At 73.5% G+C, this 17,481-nt stretch carries 11 protein-coding genes; 1 reads left to right on the top strand and 10 read right to left on the bottom strand.

Annotation, left to right across the window (positions count from 1 at the left end):
* Positions 1–13 precede the first annotated feature (13 nt).
* From ACFZCD_RS32290 to ACFZCD_RS32315, 6 genes are all read right to left on the bottom strand, one after another.
* Positions 14–1,159: a glycosyltransferase gene (locus tag ACFZCD_RS32290; protein ID WP_391836618.1), complete on the bottom strand. Its 1,146-nt coding sequence runs from the start codon at positions 1,157–1,159 to the stop codon at positions 14–16.
* Complete coding sequence (locus ACFZCD_RS32295; RefSeq protein WP_391836619.1) at positions 1,156–3,993, bottom strand: CDP-glycerol glycerophosphotransferase family protein; 2,838 nt, start codon at positions 3,991–3,993, stop codon at positions 1,156–1,158. Before ACFZCD_RS32295 ends, ACFZCD_RS32290 begins: the two co-directional genes overlap by 4 nt.
* Before the next feature lie 2 nt (positions 3,994–3,995).
* Positions 3,996–5,258: a glycosyltransferase family 87 protein gene (locus tag ACFZCD_RS32300; protein WP_391836620.1), complete on the bottom strand. Its 1,263-nt coding sequence runs from the start codon at positions 5,256–5,258 to the stop codon at positions 3,996–3,998.
* Positions 5,255–6,667 (bottom strand): hypothetical protein, encoded by a 1,413-nt coding sequence (locus ACFZCD_RS32305; RefSeq protein ID WP_391836639.1) that lies wholly within the window; start codon positions 6,665–6,667, stop codon positions 5,255–5,257. Before ACFZCD_RS32305 ends, ACFZCD_RS32300 begins: the two co-directional genes overlap by 4 nt.
* Before the next feature lie 100 nt (positions 6,668–6,767).
* Entirely contained in the window at positions 6,768–7,577 is an 810-nt protein-coding gene (locus ACFZCD_RS32310; RefSeq protein WP_391836621.1) for a polyprenol monophosphomannose synthase, read from the bottom strand.
* Between the two features lie 100 nt (positions 7,578–7,677).
* Positions 7,678–8,757 (bottom strand): sugar phosphate nucleotidyltransferase, encoded by a 1,080-nt coding sequence (locus tag ACFZCD_RS32315; protein WP_391836622.1) that lies wholly within the window; start codon positions 8,755–8,757, stop codon positions 7,678–7,680.
* A 130-nt stretch (positions 8,758–8,887) separates the two neighbouring features.
* Between ACFZCD_RS32315 and ACFZCD_RS32320 the strand changes: the two genes are divergently transcribed.
* On the top strand, positions 8,888–9,448 hold the full coding sequence (locus ACFZCD_RS32320; protein ID WP_391836623.1) for a GtrA family protein: 561 nt from the start codon (positions 8,888–8,890) through the stop codon (positions 9,446–9,448).
* On the opposite strand, the gene ACFZCD_RS32325 is transcribed toward ACFZCD_RS32320, so the two are convergent.
* The 4 genes from ACFZCD_RS32325 to ACFZCD_RS32340 all read right to left on the bottom strand — a co-directional run bounded on the left by ACFZCD_RS32325 (position 9,376) and on the right by ACFZCD_RS32340 (position 17,336).
* The gene (locus tag ACFZCD_RS32325; RefSeq protein WP_391836624.1) at positions 9,376–10,485 is read right to left on the bottom strand and encodes a hypothetical protein; all 1,110 of its coding nucleotides are present in this window, start codon (positions 10,483–10,485) and stop codon (positions 9,376–9,378) included. The two genes, ACFZCD_RS32320 and ACFZCD_RS32325, sit on opposite strands and share 73 nt — an antisense overlap.
* A gap of 292 nt (positions 10,486–10,777) precedes the next feature.
* Entirely contained in the window at positions 10,778–15,766 is a 4,989-nt protein-coding gene (locus ACFZCD_RS32330) for an NAD-glutamate dehydrogenase (RefSeq protein ID WP_391836625.1), read from the bottom strand.
* A 326-nt stretch (positions 15,767–16,092) separates the two neighbouring features.
* Positions 16,093–16,764, bottom strand: coding sequence for an HAD family hydrolase (locus ACFZCD_RS32335; RefSeq protein WP_391836626.1), 672 nt, complete (start codon positions 16,762–16,764; stop codon positions 16,093–16,095).
* 65 nt (positions 16,765–16,829) lie between these two features.
* Entirely contained in the window at positions 16,830–17,336 is a 507-nt protein-coding gene (locus tag ACFZCD_RS32340; protein ID WP_391836627.1) for a DUF6912 family protein, read from the bottom strand.
* Positions 17,337–17,481 lie beyond the last annotated feature (145 nt).

The raw sequence follows: 17,481 nt of genomic DNA on the forward strand, positions 1-17,481 counted from the left end.
GTGGGTGATTCCGTCAGCGATCGATCTCTTCGAACAGGGCCTCCCACCGGTCCAGCACGGCCGGCAGCCGCAACGGCGCCACGTGCTCCCGCGCGGCACCCCCGTACCGCTCGCGCAGCGCACCGTCCGCCATCAGCTCCCCCAGCGCCGCGGCGAAGGCCCCGACCTCGCCGGGCGGCACGAGCGTGCCCGTCCGGCCGTGCCGGACCAGCTCGCGGATGCCGCCCGACAGGTCGAAGCTCACGCACGGCACCCCCGCGGCGGACGCTTCGGCGAGGGCCATGGGGCGCCCTTCGCGCTCGCTGGTGAGGGCGAGGACGGACAGCTCGCGGTACGCCGCGGCCATGTCCCGCACGCTGCCGCGGAAGCGGACGCGGGCGGCGATGCCCAGCCGCTCGGCCCGGGCGCGCAGCTCCGGCTCCAGCGGGCCGTCGCCGAAGAAGTGCAGCTCCCACTCCGGCCGGCCGGCGGCGGCCGCGGCGAAGGCGTCCAGCAGCCGGTCCAGGCGTTTGACGGCCTCCAGCCGGCCGACCGCCCCGACGCGCCGCGTGTCGAGGGCGGCGGCCGGCCCGGCGGGCGCGAAGGGCAGCGGGTTGGGCAGGACGGCCGCGTTGGGCAGCCGCCGGCGCCGGAACTCGGCGGCGTCCGGCTCGCTGAGGAAGAGCGCCTTCTCCAGGGCCGGGTAGTGACGCAGGATCAGCTGGAGGTTCTCGGAGGTGCACGCCTGGTGGAAGGACTCGTGGTACTGCCCGACGGCCCTCAGGTGCGGCCGCTCGACCGGCTCCAGCCAGGCCGCCGCCCAGGGCGAGCCGATGACGACCATGCCGTCGCGCACGGCCCCGAACCGGCGGGCCAGCAGCTGCCGGGCCCGCTCCCGGTCCTGCCGCTCGGCGCGCGCCGACCGCAGCCGCGCGGGGCTGAACCGCTCGGCGAAGGAGGTGGCCCGCCAGGCGGGCGCGGCGGGGCGGCGGTAGAGCGTGAGGTGCCGGTAGGCGGGGGCGGCGAGGTAGGTGTGGGGCTCGGGGCTGGGGCGGATCCCGATGAGCTCGACGTGGTGGCCGCGCTCCGCGAACCCCTGGGCGAGGGTGTGCAGGACGCGCTGCGAGCCGCCCATGGAGTCGACGTCGATCCCGACGAGGAAGAGGTTGCGCCGTTTCACCGTGGGTCTCCCTCTGTGCGGGCCCCGGTGAAGAACAGGTCGACCACGGCCGCGCTCGACCGGCCCGTCTCGTAGGGGTTGAACCGTTCCCGGAAGCGGGCGTAGGCGCCGGCCCACTCCTCCTGTACGGCCTTCAGGTCGCGCAGGGCGGCGACCAGCTCGCCGGTCGTGCCGAGCATCGGGCCGGGCGCGATGTCGGGCAGGTCGTAGTACGTGCCGCGGGCGGTGGCGCGGTAGTGCTCGTAGTCGTCGGTGAAGAACAGGATGGGCCGGCCGAGGTTGGCGTAGTCGAACATCACGGAGGAGTAGTCGGTGAGGAGGGCGTCGGAGGCGAGCAGCAGGTCGTTGAGGTCGGGGAACTCGCGTCCGTCGCGCACGGCGTGGCCCAGCTCGCGGGGGACGGTGTACCGCTCGTAGTAGTGCGGGCGGACGACGATCGTCCACTCCTCGCCGAGGTGGCGCACCAGCTCGGCGAGGTCGGCCCGGACGGAGTCGCCGCTGCCGCGCGCGCCGTCGCGGAACGTGGGGGCGTACAGCAGGACGCGGCGGCCGTCGGGGATCTGCAGGCGCTCGCGGGTGGCGGCGGCGCGCTCGCGGCGGCCGGGCTCGTCCCGGCGGACGAGGTCGTCGTTGCGGGGCAGGCCGGTGCGCAGGAGCTCGCCCCGGTACTCGTTGGCGCGGACGAAGGTGCGCTCGAACTCCTCGCTGGGCGCGATGAGGGCGTCCCAGCGGGCGATCGTCTCGCGGTGCCGCTGCTGCCGCTGGGCGTTGGCCAGCCGCAGCTCCGGCACGTCGAAGCCCATGTGCTTGAACGCCTGCCCGTGCCAGGTCTGCAGATAGCGGGTGGCCGGCCGTTTGCCGTAGAGGGTGGGGAAGCCGTGGGAGTCGACCCAGTAGCGGGCGCGGGCGAGGGCGTGGACGTACTCCCAGCTGCCGCGGCGCACGAGCGGCACGCCTTCGGGGTAGGAGGAGCGGTTGCCGGAGTACGACCAGACGGCGCGCAGCGGCAGGCCGCGCCGCTGGATCTCCTCGTGGATGGCGCGGGGGCTGTCGGCGTAGCCGCGGCCCTCCAGGGCCTCGAAGACGACCAGGTCGTTGTCCACGGGCAGCTTCTGCAGCTCGTGGTAGGTGAGGGCTTTGATGCGGGGGCCGGTGACGCGGCGGGTGAGCCGCTGGACGCCGCGGCGGACGGGCTCCACCCGGGCGGCCGCGGCCTCGGCGCGGCCGAGGGCGCCGGCGCGCTCCCAGGACAGCTCCAGCCGGCCGGCGCCGTGCCCCTCGCAGCTCACGCGCACGGTGTGGGCGGAGAGGGGGCCGCACTGGGGGATCCGTGCCTGCAGCGGGGCGAGGCCGGCCGGCGCCAGCAGCGGGTCGGAGCGGGTGAGGCCGAGCCGTTCGAGGACGACGAGGGGGTGCCGGCGCCCGTGGAAGCCCTTGGGGCCGAGGGGGATGCGGCGGGGGTCGAGGACGGCTTCGGCGGTGCGGCAGGCGGCCCGGTCGTCCTCGCCGGGGGCGGCCGGCTCGTACGCGAAGGGCACGGCGAGCGGCTCGCCGGTGGTGGCGATGCGCAGCTCGGCGGTGACCCGGGCCGGTGCGGCGAGCAGGAGGGCGGGGTCGTAGGTGCGCAGCCGGATCCGCAGCAGGGGCCCGTCGGTGACGATGTCCGCCACTTCGTGGCGCAGGGGGCCGGCGGTGAAGGGCTGGTCGTCCAGGCGCCAGGCGGTGATGTCGAGGCCGGCGGCCTCCTCGGCGTCCAGCGGCGGGGTGCGGCCCCAGTACGTGCGGCCGGCCTCGCGGACGACGTGGCGGGGGGCGAGCCGGGGCCGGTCGAGGGTGCGGGCGCACTCGGCGGCCTCCTCGTACCGCCCGGCGCACAGCAGGTACTGGCAGATCTGCTGCTCGCGGGGCATGGCGGCGAGCGCCTCGGGGGCGATCTCCGCGAGGTAGGGGGTGACGGCGGCGGCGAAGCCGGCGATCCACTCGGGGTCGCGGAAGGGCAGGTCGCCGAGGTAGAGGCGGAAGTCGTGGCGGAGGAACTTCTCGTCCTTCGCGGGCCGCAGGGCGGCGTTGCCGGACTCCTCCAGGAAGGCGTCGATGAGCCGGGCGGCCTTGATGCGGTCGACGGCGTTGCGCAGCTTGTGCCGGCTGGAGGAGATGGAGAGGACGGCGGGGTCGGCGGTGAGCCGCCAGGTGTAGACGGGCCAGGGGACGACGGCGAAGGAGCGGGCGAGGGTGAGGGCGCGGGCGGTGAAGAGCTGGTCCTCGTAGTGCATGTCCTCCGGGAAGCGGAGGTCGTGGCGGGCGAGGAAGTCCGCGCGGTAGAGCTTGTTCGTGGAGAGGTGGTCGAGGAAGAACTCGGGGGCGGAGCGGATGCCGTGGACGACGCGGACGTCCTCGAACAGCTCCGGGTACCACAGGCCGGTGGTGCCGGATTCCTCGAAGAGGCGGGTGACTTCGCCGGTGACGAGGTCGGCGCCGGTCTCCTCGGCGGTGAGCAGCAGGGACTTGCAGGCGTGGTAGGGAAGTTCGTCGTCGCTGTCGAGGAACATGAGGTGGGGGGCGCGGGCCGCGTCGATGCCGGTGTTGCGCGGGGCGCCGCAGCCGCCGCTGTTGACGGGCAGCCGGATGAGCCGCACCCGGGGATCGGTGGTGGTCAGCCGCTCGGCGGCGGCGAACGTGCCGTCCGTCGAGCAGTCGTCGACGATGATCACTTCGAGGTTGCGCAGGGACTGGGCGAGGACCGACCGCACGGCACGCGGCAGGCGTTCGGCGTCGTTGTGGACGATCACGACGACACTGACATCGGGGCCGGGGGCGGGATGTGCGGCGGTCACGGTCACCTCGTCTCGGTGCGGTCCGGCGCATCGCGGGCACGCTCGGGCGGCCCGCCATCCGCGCGGGCGGATTCACGATTACCCACAGCGTAGATGCGAGCACTGACAGTCACCTCCCGCGAGGGGTCCGAGCGGGTGCGCCAGGCGTGCAGGGCGAGGGCCGCGGTCACCCCGGTGATCAGGACGACGTCGCGGAACGCATGCCTCCGGGCCGTCTCCAGGTACGGCCAGGTGACCCCGGCGGCCTCGGGAAGCAACGGCAGCCACAACCACACCGAACGCGCGGCGGCGCCGCGCACCACCAGCGACGCGGCGAGCGAGGGCAGCACGACCAGCATGTAGTGCTGGAACGACGGCCTCGACACCAGGAACGCCGCGAGCATCAGCAGCGAAGCGCACTCCACCAGCCGCAGGGCCGGATCGCCCCCGGCCCGCCACCGGCACCGCGCACAGAGCAGCACCGCCACCGCCGCGCCGGCCGCGAGGGCCAGCGCCAGGGGCTGCGGCACTCCGAGGCGAGGCAGGACCGACGGCCACGCGGCGTCGAACGGGCGGGCGTACGCGTCCTGGCCGTGCATCAGGAACGGCAGCGTCCGGGTGAAGAACATCCCCGGCCGGGGCATCGCGAGCGCCGCCGCCAGCGACACCGCGGCGGGGACGCCCACGGCCCAGGCCAGCGCCCGCCATCGCCGGGCCAGCACGAACAGCAGCAGCAGCGGTACGAGCATCGGCTTCAGTGCCAGGGCCGCGCCCACCACTCCCCCCGCCGCCCGCCAGCGCCCGTCGCGCGCGAGCAGGAGGGCGGCGGGGAAGGCGACGGCCGACAGGACCGTCCAGTTGCCGAGGTAGACGACGCCGTGGAAGGGCTCGAAGACGCCGAGCCCGGCGGTGATGCCCGCCGCGAGGAGGCTGTCGGGCCGCACCCCGAAGACCCGCAGGGCGAGCACCACCCCGGCGAGGACGAACAGCGCGGTGACCACCGGCACCGCCATGGCCAGCACGTCCTTGGAGACCACCGTCTCCGGGACCGCCGCGAACACCGCCCCCGGCAGATAGAGGAACCGCTTGTCCGCGTAGGGCGAGCCGCCGTGGAGCAGGGCCTGCGCCGCGCGGACCACGACCCCGTTGTCGGTCCCGGGCGTCCGGGCGGCCCGCAGCACGTGCACGACGTCCAGCGCGAGGACCAGCCACGCGGCGAGCAGCACCGGCCACGGCGCCCGTGCGCGCAGCCGGCGGCCGAAGATGTCGGCGCCCGGGGTGCTCACAGCGCCACCTCGGAGAGCGTGAACCCGGCCGGGCCGCGGACGGTCCGGCGCACCGCCGGGTCGCCCCGGTCCAGGCCCGGTCCGCCGTTCTCCTGCAGCACCCAGCGCACGCGGTACTCCTTCAGGATGCCGAGCCGCTCGGCCCGGGAGGCGTCCGGGGCGAAGTAGCGGCGGGTCGCGGCGCGGCGGCGGGCCGCGTCGGGGAGGAAGACGTCGGGATAGGCGGGGGCGACGGTGTACGGCCCGTACGCGGGGAGCGTCCGCAGCGCGTAGTAGTTGTCGGTCATCACCGTCTGCCGGGCGGGCACTTCACGCGCCGCCCACGTGAACCGTGGCCAGAGCGCGACGGTGTGGAGGTGGCGCAAGGTGGGCGGGAGCGCCTGAGGGCGCAGGACGTACGTGAGCACCCCGGCCTGCGTCCACGCGCCCGCCAGCAGGGCGACGGCCGTCAGCGGGACGAGGGCGGCCCGCACCCGGCGCCCGGCGCCCGCCGTCTCCAGGGCGAGCGCGAGCTGGGCCGGGACGAGGACGGCGGGCAGGATCCTGCCCCACGCCTGGTGCCCGGTCAGCCCGCCGGCGGCGAAGACGGCGAGCCCCAGCCCGAAGAAGAGCACCAGCGGGTCGCGCCGGTCGCGCCGCGCCCTCAGCACCAGCGCGGCCGCACCGAGGGCCGTCAGGCAGAACTTCGTCGCGAGGTGGTCGTAGAGCGGCCGGTGGATGTCGTCCAGGCCGCTGCCGCTGCCGAGCAGGGAGAAGAACGCGTAGTACGGCCAGCAGGCGAGCACAGCCGCGGCCAGGGCGCAGGCAGCGGTCACCCGCAGCCACACCGTGCGACCCGGCCAGGGGCGGGCGCCCAGCAGCATCGCGGCGCAGCCCAGCACGGCCACGGCGCCGGTGAACTGATGGGTGAGCAGGATCCCGGCGAGCAGCAGCCCCAGCCCGAGGAAGGCGGCGGTGCCCCGGCGGCCCGTCAGGGCGCGCCGGAGCAGCGCCCACAGGTGGAAGGCCGCTCCGAAGGCGAACGTGCTCGGATAGGCGAGAGTGAGCGAGATCGACGTAAGCCCCAGGACGCCGCTCCACGCGAAAAGCCTCACTCCGTACAGCAGGAGCAGGCACAGCAGCGCCAGCGGCACCGCCGCCCTGCCGCGGGTGAACGTCCGTACGAAGGCGTGGACGCCCGTGCCGAGCAGCACGAGGGCGGCGAGCGCGCCCAGGCGCAGCACGGTGAAGGTGCCCCAGCCGGTGGCCGAGCCGGTGAGCGCGAGCAGGACGGTCCACGGCGAGTAGTAGGGGCTCGGGGTGGCGGCGTCGACCAGAGGGTTGCCGGGATGGACCGGGTCGGCGCGCAGCCGTTCGAGGACGGCCGCGTGCATGCCGAGGTCGCCGGACCAGGGCAGCCGTACGGTCATGAACAGCAGGAGCACGGCCAGCAGCAGGACGCAGGCCGCGGCGGGCAGGTGGTGCGCCGTTCCGCGGGCCGGTGGGGCGGCCCCGGGCGGGGCCGCCCGGTCAGCGGGCGCGGTGACCGGAAGCACGGGCCGGCCTCGTGCGCAGCCGCCACGGCATGACCACGGATTCGAGCTGGACGGCCAGGTTCATCTTCGACTCGCCGGCGGCCCGGTCCTCGAAGTGGATCGGCACCTCCATGACGGTGTGCCCGGCCTTCAGCGCCCGGTACTTCATCTCCACCTGGAAGCTGTAGCCGGCGCTGTCGACGGTCTCCAGGTCGAGGGCGTCCAGGACGGCGGCGGACCACAGGTTGAAGCCGCCGGTGATGTCCCGGACGCGGGTGCCCAGGATGGTGCTGGCGTAGGCGTTGGCCCAGCGGGAGAGCACCTTGCGGTGCATGCTCCAGGCGTCCGAAAGGGAGCCGCCGGGCACGTACCGGCTGCCGACGACGACGTCCGCGCCGGTGGCGAGGGCGACCCCGAGCAGTTCTGGGACCTTCTCCACGGGGTGGCTGCCGTCGGCGTCCATCTGCAGGACGTAGGCGGCGCCTTCGGAGACGGCTCTCGCCATGCCCGCGGCGTAGGCGCGGCCGAGGCCGTCCTTGGTGGTGCGGTGCAGGACGCCCACGCGGGTGCGGCCGGGCTCGTTGTACTTCTCGGCCAGCTGCTCGGCGATGGCGCCGGTGCCGTCGGGGCTGTTGTCGTCGACGACCAGCAGCCGCAGGCCCTCCAGGGGCAGGGCCATGAGCGCCTCGGCCATGGTGGCCAGGTTCGCGGCCTCGTTGTAGGTGGGCATGACGACGGTCGTCGCGGTGCGGCCCCACTCGGCGGGCAGCGGGGGCGCCGTGGCGGGGGTGTGTGGTGCGCTCATGGGCTGATCCTCGGGGGTCGTCGGACGGGGGGAGAGCCGGGCGCGCCGGGAGGGGCACGGAGCGCCGGGGCGCATGAAGGGGGCGGGCGGCCCCGGGGCCTCAGGCGGCGGAGAAGCGGATGGCCGCGTCGGGGATGACCGAGCCGCACCAGATGCGGGCGCCGTCGCACAGTTCGTTGTCGGCGCCGACCTCGGCATGGTCGCCGATCACGACGCCGTCGAGGACGGTGCGCGGGCCGACCCGGGCGCCCCGGCCGATCATGCTCGCGCGGATCCGGGCGCCGGCCTCGATGCGGGCGCCGTCCAGAACGACGGACCCGTCGACCTCCGCGCCGGCCGCGACGTACGCCCCGGCGCCGACGGCCGTGCCGCCGGTCAGCCGGGCCCCGGCCTCGACGCGGGCGCCGGGCAGCAGCAGGTGTTCACCCGGCTCCCCGGGGACGGCGGGCGAGCGGACGACGCCCCGGACGAGGTCGGCCGACGCCTGCACGAAGGAGGCGGGGCGGCCGAGGTCGAGCCAGTACGAGGCGTCGACCACGCCGTGCAGCACCGCACCGGATTCCAGCAGGCCGGGGAAGGTCTCGCGTTCGACGGAGACCGGGCGGCCGGCGGGGATGGTGTCGATGACGTCGCGCCGGAAGACGTAGGCGCCGGCGTTGATCTGGTCGGTGACGATCTCCTCGGGGCGCCGGGGCTTCTCGGTGAAGGCCAGGACGCGCCCGCCGGCGTCGGTGGGGACGAGCCCGAAGGCCCTCGGGTCGGCCACCCGGGTCAGGTGCAGGGTGACGTCGGCCTGCGCCCGTTCGTGGCGGCGCAGCAGGCCTGCGATGTCGAGGCCGGTGAGGATGTCGCCGTTGAAGACGAGGACGGGGCCCGTGGGGCCGGTGGTGAGGGCGTCCGCCGCGCTGCGGATGGCGCCGCCGGTGCCGAGCGGCTCCTTCTCGGTGACGTAGGTCAGGCGCAGGCCGTGGGCGGAGCCGTCGCCGAAGTAGGGCTCGAAGACCTCGGCGAGGTAGGAGGTGGCCAGGACGACGTGGCGGACGCCGGCGGCGCGGGCGCGGGCCAGCTGGTGGGCGATGAACGGTACTCCCGCGGCCGGGACCATCGGCTTCGGCGTGTTGAGGGTGAGCGGGCGGAGCCGCGTTCCCTTGCCGCCGACGAGCAGTACCGCCTCTGTCATGCCACTGTCCTCGCCGTCGTCGTCGCACTGTGTCAGTTTTTGCGGCAATTTACACTACAATCAGTTCTCTGCGCTAAATGTCTGATTTGCGTGGCGGCCATCACCGGGACGACCGTAATGGGAGAGGCCCTTGCGACCCTTGCGACCAGCGGCGACGTCGGGGCTCGCGGCCCTCGGCCGGGAGTTCGCCAAATTCGGCACCGTGGGCGGCCTCGGCATCGTCGTCAACCTCGCGGTCTTCAACCTCTGCCGTACGGTCACCGGGCTGCCGGTCGTGCGCTGCAGCGTGATCGCGACGGTGGTCGCCATCACCTTCAACTACCTGGGGCTGCGTCACTTCGCCTACCGGGACCGCGACAAGAGCCGGCGCAGCCGCCAGGTCGCCCTCTTCGCCGCGTTCAGCGCCGTCGGGCTGGTCATCGAGAACGGGGTGCTCTACGCGGCCACGTACTCCTTCGGCTGGGACACCCCGTTCGAGAACAACCTCTTCAAGTTCCTGGGCATCGGCGCGGCCACGCTCTTCCGCTTCTGGTCCTACCGGGCCTGGGTGTTCAAGACCCTGCTCCCCGGCGGACCCGGCGGACCCGGCGGCCCGGACGACCCCGGCGGCGGCCCGGATCACGGCGACCCTTCGAACAGCACGAGCAACCCCGCCGCGTACCACCCCGAGACCACCGCACCTCCACCGTAGAGACACACCCGCACCCCAAGCGGAGCACGCGCGAGCGGCCTGGCCGCCAACAGCAGCAGAACCGGCAGGAACGGCAGCATGAAGCGCGGCTTGGACAGCGGCGAACCCGGCGTTCCCACTATCAGCACCCACGCCAGCGCGACCGTCGCCACCAGCGGCCACGGGACGCGCCGGTCCCGCGCCAGCGCCCACACCCCGATCGCCCCCAGCACCAGCACCGCGAGCACCGCCGCCGTGCGCAGGTCGGCCACCCGCCCCGCGTGCCGGTACAGCAGCATGTCCTTCAGCACGTGCGCCGTCCCCGCACCGAAGTCGAACGACTGCCCCCACGCGCGCTCGGCCTCGAACCAGCCGTCGACGCGCCCCACCTTGCTCCCCAGGAACAGCCAGCTGGCGAGTATCCCCAGAGGGGCCGTCAGCAGGGCGGCCCAGGCGCGCCAGGCGTGTCTGCCGCCCCGCTCCCGGACCAGCTCCCACCCGGCCGCCAGCACCACCGTGCCCACCAGCACCGACGCGGACGGCCGCACCGCACCCGCCACGGCGCACAGCGCCCCCGCCGTCAGCCAGCGGCGCTCCAGCACGGCCAGCAGCGTCCAGATCAGCGCCGCGCTGAAGACGGCCTCCGAGTAGGGCACCCACAGCGCGAACGCGTACGGCGAGCACGCCCACAGCGCCACGCACGCGTACCCGGCGCCCGGCCGCCCGCCGGCCGCCCGCACCAGCCGGAACACGCCCGCAGCGGCCACGGACGCTGCCGTCCACGACACCACCACCCCGGCCCAGACCACGGGCAGCCCCGCCACCACGTGCACCGCCCGGATCAGCGCGGGCACCAGCGGGAAGAACGCCAGCCTGCTGAACTTGGGCTCGCCGTCCGGGCCGTACGGAATTTCCCCCGGATAGCCGTGCTGCGCGATGTGCAGGTAGTGGCCGCTGTCCCAGCGGCGCAGCACCACCTCCGGTGCCCGCCCGAAGTGCCGGCTGACCAGCAGCATGACCGCGAAGCCGGCGGCTGCCACCAGCAGGTAGAGAGCCACTGCCCGGGCGGTCTGGTGCCGGGCGTACGCCGGTGGGCCCGGCCGGCCGGGGCTCCCGGCGGCGGTCCTCCCGGCGACGGCCGGAGCGGAGGGGGAAAGGGCTGCTGAGGAGGGGGACGCGGGCCCCGAGGGGCCGGACGTCAACCGGGAAACGGCCTTCATTCGTCCCTCATAGCACGCCAAAAGGACGACCCCGGGGGATTTGTCCCCGGGGCCGTCCCTTGTTCACTCCGGCGTCAGCGGTGCGTCACTTCTCCCGCGCCTCCGCCGCCGGCGCGGCGCTCGCCCGCCGTCAGGAGTGCGTGCGCAGCAGCGTGCGCATCGTCCGCATGGCGACCGACAGGTTGGCCAGGTCGAAGGCGTCCGAACCGCGGATCTCGTCGAGCGTGGTGCGCGCCCGGCCGAGGATCGCCGCGTTCTTCTCCTCCCAGGCCCCGAAGCGCTGCTCCGGCGACGAGGAGCCGTTGCCCGCCGACAGGATGTCCGCGGTGAGCGCGGCGTGGGCCGCGTACAGGTCCTCGCGGATGGAGGCACGGGCCATGGACTGCCAGCGGTCGGACCGCGGCAGCTCGATGATCCGGTCCATCAGCTGGCTGATGTGCAGCCGGTCGGCGAGGTCGTAGTAGACCTCCGCCACGGCCAGCGGCTCCTTGCCCGTGCGGTCGGCGACGGCGACGACGTCCAGCGCCGGGAAGACGGAGGAGAAGCCCGCCACGCGCACGGCCAGCTCGTCCGGGACCCCGGCCTCCACCAGCTCGTCGTGGATGGACTGCCACCACTCCATGTCCGCGCCCTTGAGCAGCTTGGGCAGCTCGTCCCAGACGCGGGCCACGCCGTCGCGGAAGAACTCGATCGTCCCGGCCAGCTCCAGCGGCTGCGGCCGGTTGTTCAGCAGCCAGCGGGTGCCGCGCTCGACCAGGCGCCGCGAGTGCAGCCGGATCCGGGTCTGGACGTCCGCCGCGACCACGTTGTCCAGGCCCTCGACGGCGTCCCACACGGAGCCCAGGCCGAAGATGGCGCGGGCGGCGGCCTGCGCCCGGACGATCTCCTCCAGCGAGGCCCCGGTCTCCTCCCGCAGGCGGTGCAGGAAGGTCGAGCCGCCGCTGTTGACGGTGTCGTTGACCAGGACGGTCGTGATGATCTCCCGGCGCAGGGCGTGGGCGTCGACCTGCTCGCAGTAGCCGGTGCGCAGCGCCTGCGGGAAGTAGGCGTGCAGCAGCCGCTCCAGGTACGGGTCGTCGGGCAGCTCGGTGGCGAGCAGCTCCTCCGCCGTGGTGATCTTGATGTAGGCGAGGAGGACGGCCAGCTCCGGCTGGGTCAGGCCACGCCCGGCGGAGAGCCGCTCGCGGATCTGCCGGTCGGTGGGCAGGAACTCCAGGGCCCGGTCCAGGTGGCCGTCGCGGCCCAGCCGACGCATGATCCGCTGGTGGGCGTGGAGCAGGCTGGGGGCCTGCTCGACGGCGTTGGCCAGGGCCACGTTCTGGGCGTAGTTGTTGCGCAGGACGAGCTCGCCGACCTCGTCGGTCATCTCCGCGAGGAGCTTGTTGCGCTGCTTGACGGTCATGTCGCCGTCGATGACGAGCGCGTTGAGCAGGATCTTGATGTTCACCTCGTGGTCGGAGGTGTCCACGCCGGCGCTGTTGTCGATCGCGTCGGTGTTGATCCGGCCGCCGCTCGTGGCGAACTCGATCCGGCCGAGCTGGGTCAGGCCCAGGTTGCCGCCCTCGCCGACGACCTTGACGCGCAGGTCCTGGCCGTCGACGCGGATGGCGTCGTTGGCCTTGTCGCCGACGTCCGCGTGGGACTCGGTGGAGGCCTTGACGTACGTGCCGATGCCGCCGTTCCACAGCAGGTCGACCGGCGCGCGCAGGATGGCCTTCATCAACTCGGCGGGGGTCATCTTGGTGACGCCCGCCTCGATGCCGAGGGCCGCCCGGACGTGCGCGTTGACCGGGATCGACTTGGCGGAACGGGGGTGGATGCCGCCGCCCGGGGACAGCAGCTCCTTGTCGTAGTCGGCCCAGGACGAGCGGGGCAGCTCGAACAGGCGGCGCCGCTCGGCGTAGGAGACGGCCGCGTCCGGGGTGGGGTCGAGGAAGATGTGCCGGTGGTCGAAGGCGGCGACCAGGCGGATGTGCTCGGAGAGCAGCATGCCGTTGCCGAAGACGTCACCGGACATGTCACCGACGCCGACGACCGTGAAGTCCTCGGTCTGGGTGTTGTGGCCCAGCTCGCGGAAGTGGCGCTTGACCGACTCCCAGGCGCCGCGGGCGGTGATGCCCATGCCCTTGTGGTCGTAGCCGGCGGAGCCGCCGGAGGCGAAGGCGTCGCCGAGCCAGAACCCGTACGACTGGGCGACCTCGTTGGCGATGTCCGAGAACGTCGCGGTGCCCTTGTCGGCGGCGACGACGAGATAGGTGTCGTCCTCGTCGTGGCGGACGACGTCCTTCGGGGGCACGACCTCGCCGCCGACCATGTTGTCGGTGATGTCGAGGAGGCCGGAGATGAACGTCTTGTACGAGGCGATGCCCTCGGCCAGCCACGCGTCGCGGTCCACGGACGGGTCGGGCAGGCGCTTGCCGACGAAGCCGCCCTTGGCGCCCACCGGCACGATGACGGTGTTCTTCACCATCTGGGCCTTGACCAGGCCGAGGATCTCCGTGCGGAAGTCCTCGCGGCGGTCGGACCAGCGCAGACCGCCTCGGGCAACCTTGCCGAAGCGCAGGTGCACGCCCTCGACGCGCGGCGAGTACACCCAGATCTCGAAGGCCGGGCGGGGCGCCGGCAGCTCGGGGATGGCCTGCGGGTCGAGCTTGAGGGACAGGTACGGGCGCGGCTGCCCGTCCGCGTCGCGCTGGAAGTGGTTGGTGCGCAGCGTGGCCTTGATGACGGTGAGGAAGGCCCGCAGGATGCGGTCCTCGTCCAGGCTCGCGACCTGGTCCAGGGCGCCGTCCAGCTCCTCCAGCAGGCCGTCGATCAGCTCGTTGCCGGCGCGCTGGAGCGCGGGCGACATCCGGGCCTCGAAGAGGTTGACCAGCAGGCGGGTGGTGTGGACGTTGTTGCTGAGGGTGTCCTCCATGTACGCCTGGCTGAACGGCCAGGCGGCCTGCCGCAAGTACTTGGCGTAGGCGCGCAGCACCATGGCCTGCCGCCAGTCGAGACCGGCCCGCAGCACCAGGTTGTTGAAGTTGTCGTTCTCCGCGGCGCCGGTCCACACGGCCGCGAAGGCCTCCTGGAAGCGGGTGCGGGCGTCGTCGCCCTCGATCCGCTCGGGCATGCGCAGCCCGAAGTCGTAGATCCAGGCGGTGGTCCGGTCCGAGCAGCGCAGCTCGTACGGGCGCTCGTCGACGACCTCGACGCCGAGGCGCTGGAGCACCGGCAGGACCGCCGACAGGGAGACCGGCTCGCCCGTGCGGTAGATCTTGAAGCGGCGCTCGCCGGGGCCCGCGCCGACCGGCTCGTAGAGGCTGAGCGCGAAGTCGCGGTCGCCGCCGGCGGTGGTCAGCTGCTCCAGGTGGCCGAGGTCGGCGACGGCGGCGTGGGGGGTGTGGTCGGCCTTGTAGCCCTCGGGGAAGGCCTGGCCGTAGCGGCGCAGAAGCTCGGCGGCGCGCTCCTCGCCGACCTCGGCGCTCAGCGTCTCGGCGAAGCCGTCGGCCCACGAGCGGGCGGCCTCGACGAGGCGGGCCTCGATGCGGTCGACGTCGGCGTCGGTAAGGTCGGGCAGGGTGGCGCCCGGCGCGACGCGGACGACGAAGTGCAGCCGGGAGAGGACCGACTCGGTGTTCCAGGCGGTGAAGTCGACGCTGGTGCCGCCGAGCTCCTCCTTGAGGATGTCGATCAGGCGCAGCCGCACGCCGGTGGTGTAGCGGTCGCGCGGGAGGTAGACCAGCGCCGAGTAGTAGCGCCCGTACTCCTCCTGGCGCAGGTACAGCCGCAGCCGGCGGCGCTCCTGCAGGTAGAGCACGCTGGTGGCGATGGAGCGCAGCTGGTCGGCGGAGATCTGGAAGAGCTCGTCGCGCGGGTAGGTCTCCAGGATCTGGAGCAGGTCGCGGCCGTCGTGGCTGTCGGGGGTGAAACCGGCGTCGGCGAGGACCTGCTGGACCTTGCGGCGGACCACCGGCACGCGGCGCACGGACTCGGTGTACGCGGCCGAGGAGAACAGGCCCAGGAAGCGGCGCTCGCCGACCACGTTGCCGTCGGCGTCGAACTTCTTCACGCCGACGTAGTCGAGGTACGAGGGGCGGTGGACCGTGGCGCGGCTGTTGGCCTTGGTGAGGACGAGCCGCTTGTGCTCGCGGGCCTTGGCGCGGGCGTCGGCGGGCAGCCGGTTGAACGACGGGGAGGCCGGGCGCGGCAGGTGCGAGTGCGGGCCGTGCCGGTCCTCGTCGTGGTGCGAGGGGTCGGAGCGCAGGATGCCGAGGCCGGTGCCGGGGACGGCGGTGAGCACGTCCTCCTCGCCGCCGTCGGTGGAGAGCTTCGTCAGCTCGTACTCGCGGTAGCCGAGGAAGGTGAAGTGGTCGGCGGCCAGCCAGCGCAGCAGCTCGCGGGCCTCGGTGGTCTCCGACGCGGCGACGTCGCCCGGGGCGGGCTCCTCGGGCAGGGCGTCGGCGATGCGCAGGGCGGTGTCGCGCATCTTGGACCAGTCCTCGACGGCCTCGCGGACGTCGGAGAGGACGCGCAGCAGGTCGGCGGCGATCTGCTTGAGGTCGTCGCGGTCGGCCTCGCGGTCGATCTCGACGTGGATCCAGGACTCGGTGACCGCGTCGTGCGGCAGCACGGCGTCCTTGCCGCTGCCGTGGGCGTCGCAGCTGGAGCCGAGCACCTCGAGCAGCCGGCCGGTGACGTCGCGGCGCACGACCACCTGCGGGTGGATCACGACGTGGATGCCGCGGCCCTGGCGGGAGAGCTCGTTGGTGACCGAGTCGACCAGGAAGGGCATGTCGTCGGTGACGACCTCGACGACGGAGTGGCTGCAGGTCCAGCCGTTCTCCTCGACGGTCGGGGTGTGCACCCGGACGTTGGCCGTGCCCTGCGGGCGGTTCTCGGCGAGGCGGTAGTGGGAGACGGCCGCGCCGAAGACGTCGACCGGGTCGCGACCGGCCAGGTCCTCCGGCGCTGTGTGCAGGTAGTAGCGCTGGAGATACGCGGTCAGGGTCTCCGGGTCGAGCCCCGCCTCGCTCTTCGGCCCCGTCGGTTGCTGCCCCCCGGCCGGGCTGTTCTCAGCGACGCGGGCCGCCCTCTCCAGCAGCTCTGCCTTGGCTTCGTCCAGCTTGGTCTGCATGTCCTCTGGCTCCTGTCGCGCGCCGTTGCGTGACATAGGTGGTGAAGGCATCACGTCGCGACGCGGGGTCTCCGGTCGTCTTCGACGGTATGCCGGAATGAGGGGTGACCGGGGCGATCGTGGCCAAGTTCATGGGACGGGCCCCGCCCGGGCGAACAGCGGCTCCCCGGGTGCCGTGGCACTCCGGGCGCAGGACAGGAGCGCCGTCGCCCCTGCTGGATATCGCGCTGATCACCTGGTAAGGCTATCGCCCTTCACGGGGGAGGCGTCATGAGCCGTTTGTGTACAAAACCCGGGCCCGAACTTTGACACTCTGCACAGCGCGGTCAGACGACGAGACGCTCCGCCTCGGCAACCGCCTCCACCAGCGTGTCCACGACGGGCACCCCGGCCCCCATGAGCCCGGCACGGTCGTGCGAGCCCCCGGTGTACAGCACGGCGTGCGCCCCCACGTGGGCCGCTGCCACGGCGTCGTCGAGCGCGTCGCCGATGACGACCGTGCGCCGCGCCGGTATGCCCTCCAGGCCGGCGATGTGGCGCGCCATGTGCTCGGCCTTGCTGCCGCCCGAGGGGCCGGTGCGGCCGTCGATCCGGACGAACCTGCGCTCGATGCCGAAGGTGCGCACGAGCGGCAGCAGGTTCTCGTGCCCGTACATCGACATGATCGACTGGGTGCCGCCGCCCTCCTGCCAGTGCTCCAGCAGCTTCTCGGCGCCCTCCGCCAGGCCGCAGCGCACGTGGTGGGAGTGGTAGTGCCGCTGGAAGACCCCGTCCATGTGCTCCCACTCCGCCTCGGTGGGCAGGCGGCCCATGAGCCGCTCGTAGAAGCGCGGGATGGGGACGCAGTAGAGCGCGCGGTAGCGCTCCAGGGTGATCGGCTCCAGCCCTATCTCCGCGAAGGCGGCGTTCGTCGCCGCCATGACCGCGTCGACGTCGTGGAAGAGCGTGCCGTTCCAGTCCCAGACGATGTGCGCGCCGCGTGCGCCGTGCTTCCCCATGCGAAAACTGTACGGGCCCCCTGTGACAAAGCCCGCGGCAGCACCCCCTGACCTGCGGCTTCGAGCTAGCGGATCAGGTTGGGGATCTCCTGCACGCCGAACCACATCAGGTCGTGGTCCTCGGCTCCGTCCACCGTGAACTGCGCGTCGTCGTCGCCGCGGTCCGCGGCGCCCAGCGCGGCGGCGGCCGCCGCGACGTCCTCCTCGGCGTCGCCGGCGTCCACGTGCACGGCGGCGGCCTTCGACAGCGGCACGGCGGCCGAGAGCCGCACCTCGCCGTACGCGGCCTGGTCCAGCCCGCGCTCGGGGTCGGTGACCACGGCGCCCTCGGGGACGTCGACGGCGACGACCACGCGGCGGCGCGGCGCCTCCGGGTCGGCGGCGAGCATGCGCAGCGAACCCTGGGCGGCGCGGCCCAGGGCCGCGTACTCGAGTTCCTCGATGTCGTCGGAGCGGTACCACTCGCGCAGGGCGGGGGTGACGGCGTAGGCGTCCAGCGGGGCCGGGCCCAGCGCTCCCGCCTTGTGCACCTCGGCGAGACCGGGGAGGGTCAGGGGGACGTAGACGCGCATGACCGCCGCTTTCCTTCGATCCTGGGGACTTTTCGGTTGCGAGGTCAGCATACGGGCGCGGGTCCCCCTTCGAAGTGCAGGTGAGGCGCGTGCGGGCGGCTCTGCGGCACCGTGCGCGACGCCGGATGACGGCCGGCCGCCCCGT

Origin of the sequence: Streptomyces sp. NPDC008001, assembly GCF_042958085.1 — a bacterium.
GTDB lineage: Bacteria > Actinomycetota > Actinomycetes > Streptomycetales > Streptomycetaceae > Streptomyces.

Bases quoted from the DNA above. Each gene is read 5' to 3' on its own strand.
- ACFZCD_RS32340 (WP_391836627.1), bottom strand. From the start codon at position 17,336: ATGCGCGTCTACGTCCCCCTGACCCTCCCCGGTCTCGCCGAGGTGCAC.
- ACFZCD_RS32305 (WP_391836639.1), bottom strand. From the start codon at position 6,667: ATGACCGTACGGCTGCCCTGGTCCGGCGACCTCGGCATGCACGCGGCC.
- ACFZCD_RS32330 (WP_391836625.1), bottom strand. From the start codon at position 15,766: ATGCAGACCAAGCTGGACGAAGCCAAGGCAGAGCTGCTGGAGAGGGCG.
- ACFZCD_RS32315 (WP_391836622.1), bottom strand. From the start codon at position 8,757: ATGACAGAGGCGGTACTGCTCGTCGGCGGCAAGGGAACGCGGCTCCGC.
- ACFZCD_RS32310 (WP_391836621.1), bottom strand. From the start codon at position 7,577: ATGAGCGCACCACACACCCCCGCCACGGCGCCCCCGCTGCCCGCCGAG.
- ACFZCD_RS32335 (WP_391836626.1), bottom strand. From the start codon at position 16,764: ATGGGGAAGCACGGCGCACGCGGCGCGCACATCGTCTGGGACTGGAAC.